This is a genomic window from Micromonospora sp. NPDC003776 (assembly GCF_053605645.1).
Genome location: NZ_JBSGJR010000460.1, coordinates 1 through 5,821, shown reverse-complemented (window position 1 = coordinate 5,821; position 5,821 = coordinate 1). Strand labels below are relative to the sequence as shown.

At 76.5% G+C, this 5,821-nt stretch carries 7 protein-coding genes and 1 pseudogene; 4 read left to right on the top strand and 4 right to left on the bottom strand.

What is annotated here, in order from left to right:
- Together ACWEVO_RS28125 and ACWEVO_RS28120 are read right to left on the bottom strand one after the other, a co-directional pair.
- Positions 1-571, bottom strand: a 571-nt coding sequence (locus tag ACWEVO_RS28125) for an rRNA adenine N(6)-methyltransferase family protein (protein ID WP_452310501.1), incomplete at its 3' end; no start/stop codon positions are given.
- Between the two features lie 545 nt (positions 572-1,116).
- Positions 1,117-2,016: a Gfo/Idh/MocA family protein gene (locus ACWEVO_RS28120; protein WP_452310504.1), complete on the bottom strand. Its 900-nt coding sequence runs from the start codon at positions 2,014-2,016 to the stop codon at positions 1,117-1,119.
- A gap of 170 nt (positions 2,017-2,186) precedes the next feature.
- Between ACWEVO_RS28120 and ACWEVO_RS28115 the strand changes: the two genes are divergently transcribed.
- Together ACWEVO_RS28115 and ACWEVO_RS28110 are read left to right on the top strand one after the other, a co-directional pair.
- Positions 2,187-2,582, top strand: a complete 396-nt coding sequence (locus ACWEVO_RS28115; protein WP_452310502.1) for a hypothetical protein — start codon at positions 2,187-2,189, stop codon at positions 2,580-2,582.
- Entirely contained in the window at positions 2,575-2,991 is a 417-nt protein-coding gene (locus ACWEVO_RS28110; protein WP_452310503.1) for a hypothetical protein, read from the top strand. The genes ACWEVO_RS28115 and ACWEVO_RS28110 overlap by 8 nt, the downstream gene beginning before the upstream one ends.
- A gap of 1 nt (position 2,992) precedes the next feature.
- Here ACWEVO_RS28110 and ACWEVO_RS28105 read toward each other — a convergent pair.
- Positions 2,993-3,247: pseudogene (locus ACWEVO_RS28105) on the bottom strand (hypothetical protein); the annotation flags it as partial.
- Positions 3,240-3,635: a hypothetical protein gene (locus ACWEVO_RS28100; protein WP_452310502.1), complete on the bottom strand. Its 396-nt coding sequence runs from the start codon at positions 3,633-3,635 to the stop codon at positions 3,240-3,242. The pseudogene ACWEVO_RS28105 and the gene ACWEVO_RS28100, both read right to left, overlap by 8 nt.
- A gap of 170 nt (positions 3,636-3,805) precedes the next feature.
- Here ACWEVO_RS28100 and ACWEVO_RS28095 point away from each other — a divergent pair, with 170 nt between their 5' ends.
- Both ACWEVO_RS28095 and ACWEVO_RS28090 read left to right on the top strand, forming a co-directional pair.
- A complete protein-coding gene (locus ACWEVO_RS28095) occupies positions 3,806-4,705 on the top strand; it encodes a Gfo/Idh/MocA family protein (RefSeq protein ID WP_452310504.1) in 900 nt (299 codons plus the stop codon).
- A gap of 545 nt (positions 4,706-5,250) precedes the next feature.
- Positions 5,251-5,821 (top strand): rRNA adenine N(6)-methyltransferase family protein (locus ACWEVO_RS28090; RefSeq protein WP_452310501.1); only part of this gene is annotated, 571 nt, incomplete at its 3' end.

Sequence of the window (5,821 nt, the reverse complement as noted above, 5' to 3'; positions counted from 1 at the left end):
CCGGCCGGCGGTCGACCCGGAGGATGCCGCCGTCCACGGCCGGCACCGGCCGGAACGCGGTCCGGGGCACCCGGCCGGCCAGCCGCCAGTGGTGCTCCGGCCAGGTGAGCACCGTGAGCCGGCTCCACCGGCCCCGGTCACCGGCCCGTTTGCGGGCGTACTCCAGCTGGGTGAGCAGCGTCGCGGCGCGCAGCCCGGGCGCGGCGAGGCACCAGCGGACCACGCCGGCCGTCAACGACCAGGGGATGCTGCCGACCACCGCGAACGGCTCGGCGGGTGGGGCGGCGGCGAGGAAGTCCGCCGGCCGGACCCGGACCCGGGGCAGGTCCGCGCAGGCCGCGGCCAGCTCCGGGAGGACGGCCGGGTCGACCTCGTACGCGATCAGCCGGCCGCACCGGGCGGCGAGCGGCCGGGTCAGCTGGCCCCGGCCGGCGCCCACCTCCAGCAGCAGGTCGTCCGGGCCGGGGCGGGCCGCCCGGACCATCCGCGCGACGGCGGCCGGGTCGGCGAGGAAGTTCTGGGACAGTACGCGACGGGACCGGTCGCGTGCGGTGGGTCGGCGGGGCGCCACGAATTCGTCCTGTCTGTCGCCGAGGGCGACGGGTACGGACAGGCGCGGTGATCGCTTCCGTGCCGGCGAGCCGGCGGCTACCCGGGTAGGGCGGGTACCGCCAGCTCGGGACGGTGGAGCGCGTCGAGCCAGGCGTCTGTCCGAGCGGATCGGGACTCGGACGACCCTGGAGTCGGCGGGGACGCGACGGACCGCCGCGCCGGGTTTCGCCGGCGGCGGTGGACCGCGCCGGGCACCGGCCGGTCACCCGCCTCGCGGCGGCACGGCGGCGGGCCCCGGACAGCCGGCACCGGCCCGGGCCCGGTCAGGGGCCAGCGGTGCGGACGGTCAGGTCAGGCGCGGAAGGCGTCCCGGCCGGCCAGGGCCGGACGCCGGAGTCGCGGACGGGCGACCAGGAGGAGCCCGCGCGCGGCCGGCGTACCGACCACGTCGATCAGGGCGTGGGTGCACATGCCGGTCAGGCTAGCCACGGGCGGTCCGCCCCGCGACGCATTTCGGCCGGGCGACCCGTCGGCGGTCCTGCCGGTGGTCGCGCCCGGTGGGGCTCAGAGGTCGACGGTGCGGCCCTGGGTGCGGGCGGTCTCGGCGGCCTCCAGGACGGCCACCACCTCCCGGCCGAACCGGACGTCGCAGCGGTGGTCGCGGGTGCCCGCCTCGACCTCCTCCAGCAGCTGGTCGATCGCCGTGCCGAACGCCTGGAGCGCGCTGCCGTCCCCGGGCGGGACGATCTCGGTGCCGTTCTCGCCGAAGAAGACGAAGTCCCGGGTGACCGCCTCCGCCGGTGCGTCCAGGGTGAGCGAGAGCGTGCTGGTGGCGCCCCCGTCGTGGGTGAGCAGCAGGTGCACCAGGCCGCTCGGGCCGTTCATCGCGGCCACCCGGGTGACCCGGCCGAGCACCGGCAGGATCAGCGACAACGCGTGCGGCCCGATGTCCCACAGCGCCCCGTGCTCCCGCCGCCACCGCGAATCCCCGTACGGGTTCCCGGGCTGGTAGATCGAGGCGAACATGGTGGCCCGGGCGTGCTGCCAACCGCCGGCCGCGGCGGTCGCGGCGAGGAAGCCGGTGACGTTCGGGTGGAACCGCTGGGTGAAGAAGACCACCGAGGCCACCCCGGACGCCTGGGCGGCCGCGACCACCCGGTCGGCCTCGGCGAGGCTCAGCGCCAGCGGCTTGTCCAGCAACAGGTGCTTGCCGGCGGTGGCGGCCCGGACGGCGATCTCCGCCTGCACGTCCGGCGGCAGCGCCACGGCGATCGCGTCGCACGCGGCGAGCAGCGCGTCCACGTCGTCGAAGGCCGGTACGCCGTGCCGGGCGGCCAGGGCGCCGGCCTTCGCCGGGTCCCGACCCCAGACCCCGGCCAGGGTGGCCCCGGGGTGGGCGTCGATCGCCGCGGCGTGCGTCTCCGCCGCCCAGTGACCGGTGCCGAACAAGCCGAACCGCAGCACGAGTCCCCCTGCCGTCGTCGTCCGCCACGGCGTACGCCGGTGGCCGTGATCCACGCTAGTCGTCCCGTCCGCCGTGTGCGCCCCGACGCGTCGGGAGAGCCGGGCGGCGGTGGCTACTACGACGCTTAGTAGGCTGTGCCGGTGAACCAGACTGCGCCGGGACGGCGTCGATGAGCAGCGCCGCGGCGGCCGGCTCGCCGGTGGACGGGATCCTCGCGACGGCCTCGATCGTGCTGTCGCTCGTCATCGCGCTCTGGGCCCTGGTGGCGGCGCTGCGCCACCGGGCACCGGACCGGCTCCAGTTCGCCGGCCTCGCGGTGCTGGAGCTGGCCCTGCTCGCGCTCGCCGTGGTCGCGTTGGTCGCGCTCGGCGGCGGCGAGCGGCCGGGCGAGCCGGGGGCCTTCTTCGGCTACCTGGTGACGCTGGTCTGCCTGCCGCCGCTGGCCTGGGTGCTGGCCCGGATGGAACCGACCCGCTGGGGTTCGGCGATCGTCTGCGCCGTCTGCCTGGTGGCCCCGGTGGTGGTGGTCCGCCTCCAGCAGACCTGGGAGGTCGTCGGTGGCTGAGACCAGGGCGCCGGAGCGCGCCACCAACAAGGGGCCGGGCCGGCTGCTGATCGCGGTCTACATCCTCTTCGCCATCGCCGCGACCTCGCGGGCCGGTCTGCAGATCGCCACCAAGTTCGACGAGGCGCCGGTGGCGTACCTGCTCTCCGCGGTGGCCGCGCTGATCTACATCGTGGCGGCGGTCGGGCTGGCCCGCGCCGGGCACACCGGTCGCCGGGTGGCGCTGGCCTGCTGTTCGGTGGAGCTGGTCGGGGTGGTCGCGGTGGGCATCCTCAGCATCGCCGACAAGGAGCTCTTCCCGGACGAGACGGTCTGGTCGGACTTCGGCAGCGGCTACGGCTACATCCCGCTCGTGCTGCCCATGCTGGGCCTCTTCTGGCTCTGGCGGACCCGCCGCACCCCCGCCTGACCAGCTCCACCGAACAGCAGGCCAGCGCCACCCGGCGACCGGTGTGCCCGGCGCGGGCCAGCCCGACCGCCGCCACGATGTAGATCAGCGCGGCCACCGCGGAGAGCAGGTACGCCACCGGCGCCTCGTCGAACTTGGTGGCGATCTGCAGACCGGCCCGCGAGGTCGCGGCGATGGCGAAGAGGATGTAGACCGCGATCAGCAGCCGGCCCGGCCCCTTGTTGGTGGCGCGCTCCGGCGCCCTGGTCTCAGCCACCGACGACCTCCCAGGTCTGCTGGAGGCGGACCACCACCACCGGGGCCACCAGGCAGACGGCGCAGACGATCGCCGAACCCCAGCGGGTCGGTTCCATCCGGGCCAGCACCCAGGCCAGCGGCGGCAGGCAGACCAGCGTCACCAGGTAGCCGAAGAAGGCCCCCGGCTCGCCCGGCCGCTCGCCGCCGCCGAGCGCGACCAACGCGACCACGGCGAGCGCGAGCAGGGCCAGCTCCAGCACCGCGAGGCCGGCGAACTGGAGCCGGTCCGGTGCCCGGTGGCGCAGCGCCGCCACCAGGGCCCAGAGCGCGATGACGAGCGACAGCACGATCGAGGCCGTCGCGAGGATCCCGTCCACCGGCGAGCCGGCCGCCGCGGCGCTGCTCATCGACGCCGTCCCGGCGCAGTCTGGTTCACCGGCACAGCCTACTAAGCGTCGTAGTAGCCACCGCCGCCCGGCTCTCCCGACGCGTCGGGGCGCACACGGCGGACGGGACGACTAGCGTGGATCACGGCCACCGGCGTACGCCGTGGCGGACGACGACGGCAGGGGGACTCGTGCTGCGGTTCGGCTTGTTCGGCACCGGTCACTGGGCGGCGGAGACGCACGCCGCGGCGATCGACGCCCACCCCGGGGCCACCCTGGCCGGGGTCTGGGGTCGGGACCCGGCGAAGGCCGGCGCCCTGGCCGCCCGGCACGGCGTACCGGCCTTCGACGACGTGGACGCGCTGCTCGCCGCGTGCGACGCGATCGCCGTGGCGCTGCCGCCGGACGTGCAGGCGGAGATCGCCGTCCGGGCCGCCACCGCCGGCAAGCACCTGTTGCTGGACAAGCCGCTGGCGCTGAGCCTCGCCGAGGCCGACCGGGTGGTCGCGGCCGCCCAGGCGTCCGGGGTGGCCTCGGTGGTCTTCTTCACCCAGCGGTTCCACCCGAACGTCACCGGCTTCCTCGCCGCGACCGCCGCGGCCGGCGGTTGGCAGCACGCCCGGGCCACCATGTTCGCCTCGATCTACCAGCCCGGGAACCCGTACGGGGATTCGCGGTGGCGGCGGGAGCACGGGGCGCTGTGGGACATCGGGCCGCACGCGTTGTCGCTGATCCTGCCGGTGCTCGGCCGGGTCACCCGGGTGGCCGCGATGAACGGCCCGAGCGGCCTGGTGCACCTGCTGCTCACCCACGACGGGGGCGCCACCAGCACGCTCTCGCTCACCCTGGACGCACCGGCGGAGGCGGTCACCCGGGACTTCGTCTTCTTCGGCGAGAACGGCACCGAGATCGTCCCGCCCGGGGACGGCAGCGCGCTCCAGGCGTTCGGCACGGCGATCGACCAGCTGCTGGAGGAGGTCGAGGCGGGCACCCGCGACCACCGCTGCGACGTCCGGTTCGGCCGGGAGGTGGTGGCCGTCCTGGAGGCCGCCGAGACCGCCCGCACCCAGGGCCGCACCGTCGACCTCTGAGCCCCACCGGGCGCGACCACCGGCAGGACCGCCGACGGGTCGCCCGGCCGAAATGCGTCGCGGGGCGGACCGCCCGTGGCTAGCCTGACCGGCATGTGCACCCACGCCCTGATCGACGTGGTCGGTACGCCGGCCGCGCGCGGGCTCCTCCTGGTCGCCCGTCCGCGACTCCGGCGTCCGGCCCTGGCCGGCCGGGACGCCTTCCGCGCCTGACCTGACCGTCCGCACCGCTGGCCCCTGACCGGGCCCGGGCCGGTGCCGGCTGTCCGGGGCCCGCCGCCGTGCCGCCGCGAGGCGGGTGACCGGCCGGTGCCCGGCGCGGTCCACCGCCGCCGGCGAAACCCGGCGCGGCGGTCCGTCGCGTCCCCGCCGACTCCAGGGTCGTCCGAGTCCCGATCCGCTCGGACAGACGCCTGGCTCGACGCGCTCCACCGTCCCGAGCTGGCGGTACCCGCCCTACCCGGGTAGCCGCCGGCTCGCCGGCACGGAAGCGATCACCGCGCCTGTCCGTACCCGTCGCCCTCGGCGACAGACAGGACGAATTCGTGGCGCCCCGCCGACCCACCGCACGCGACCGGTCCCGTCGCGTACTGTCCCAGAACTTCCTCGCCGACCCGGCCGCCGTCGCGCGGATGGTCCGGGCGGCCCGCCCCGGCCCGGACGACCTGCTGCTGGAGGTGGGCGCCGGCCGGGGCCAGCTGACCCGGCCGCTCGCCGCCCGGTGCGGCCGGCTGATCGCGTACGAGGTCGACCCGGCCGTCCTCCCGGAGCTGGCCGCGGCCTGCGCGGACCTGCCCCGGGTCCGGGTCCGGCCGGCGGACTTCCTCGCCGCCGCCCCACCCGCCGAGCCGTTCGCGGTGGTCGGCAGCATCCCCTGGTCGTTGACGGCCGGCGTGGTCCGCTGGTGCCTCGCCGCGCCCGGGCTGCGCGCCGCGACGCTGCTCACCCAGCTGGAGTACGCCCGCAAACGGGCCGGTGACCGGGGCCGGTGGAGCCGGCTCACGGTGCTCACCTGGCCGGAGCACCACTGGCGGCTGGCCGGCCGGGTGCCCCGGACCGCGTTCCGGCCGGTGCCGGCCGTGGACGGCGGCATCCTCCGGGTCGACCGCCGGCCGG

What these genes read in the sequence shown, in the direction of transcription:
- ACWEVO_RS28115 (WP_452310502.1), top strand. Translation starts at nt 2,187, where the DNA reads ATGAGCAGCGCCGCGGCGGCCGGCTCGCCGGTGGACGGGATCCTCGCG.
- ACWEVO_RS28100 (WP_452310502.1), bottom strand. Translation starts at nt 3,635, where the DNA reads ATGAGCAGCGCCGCGGCGGCCGGCTCGCCGGTGGACGGGATCCTCGCG.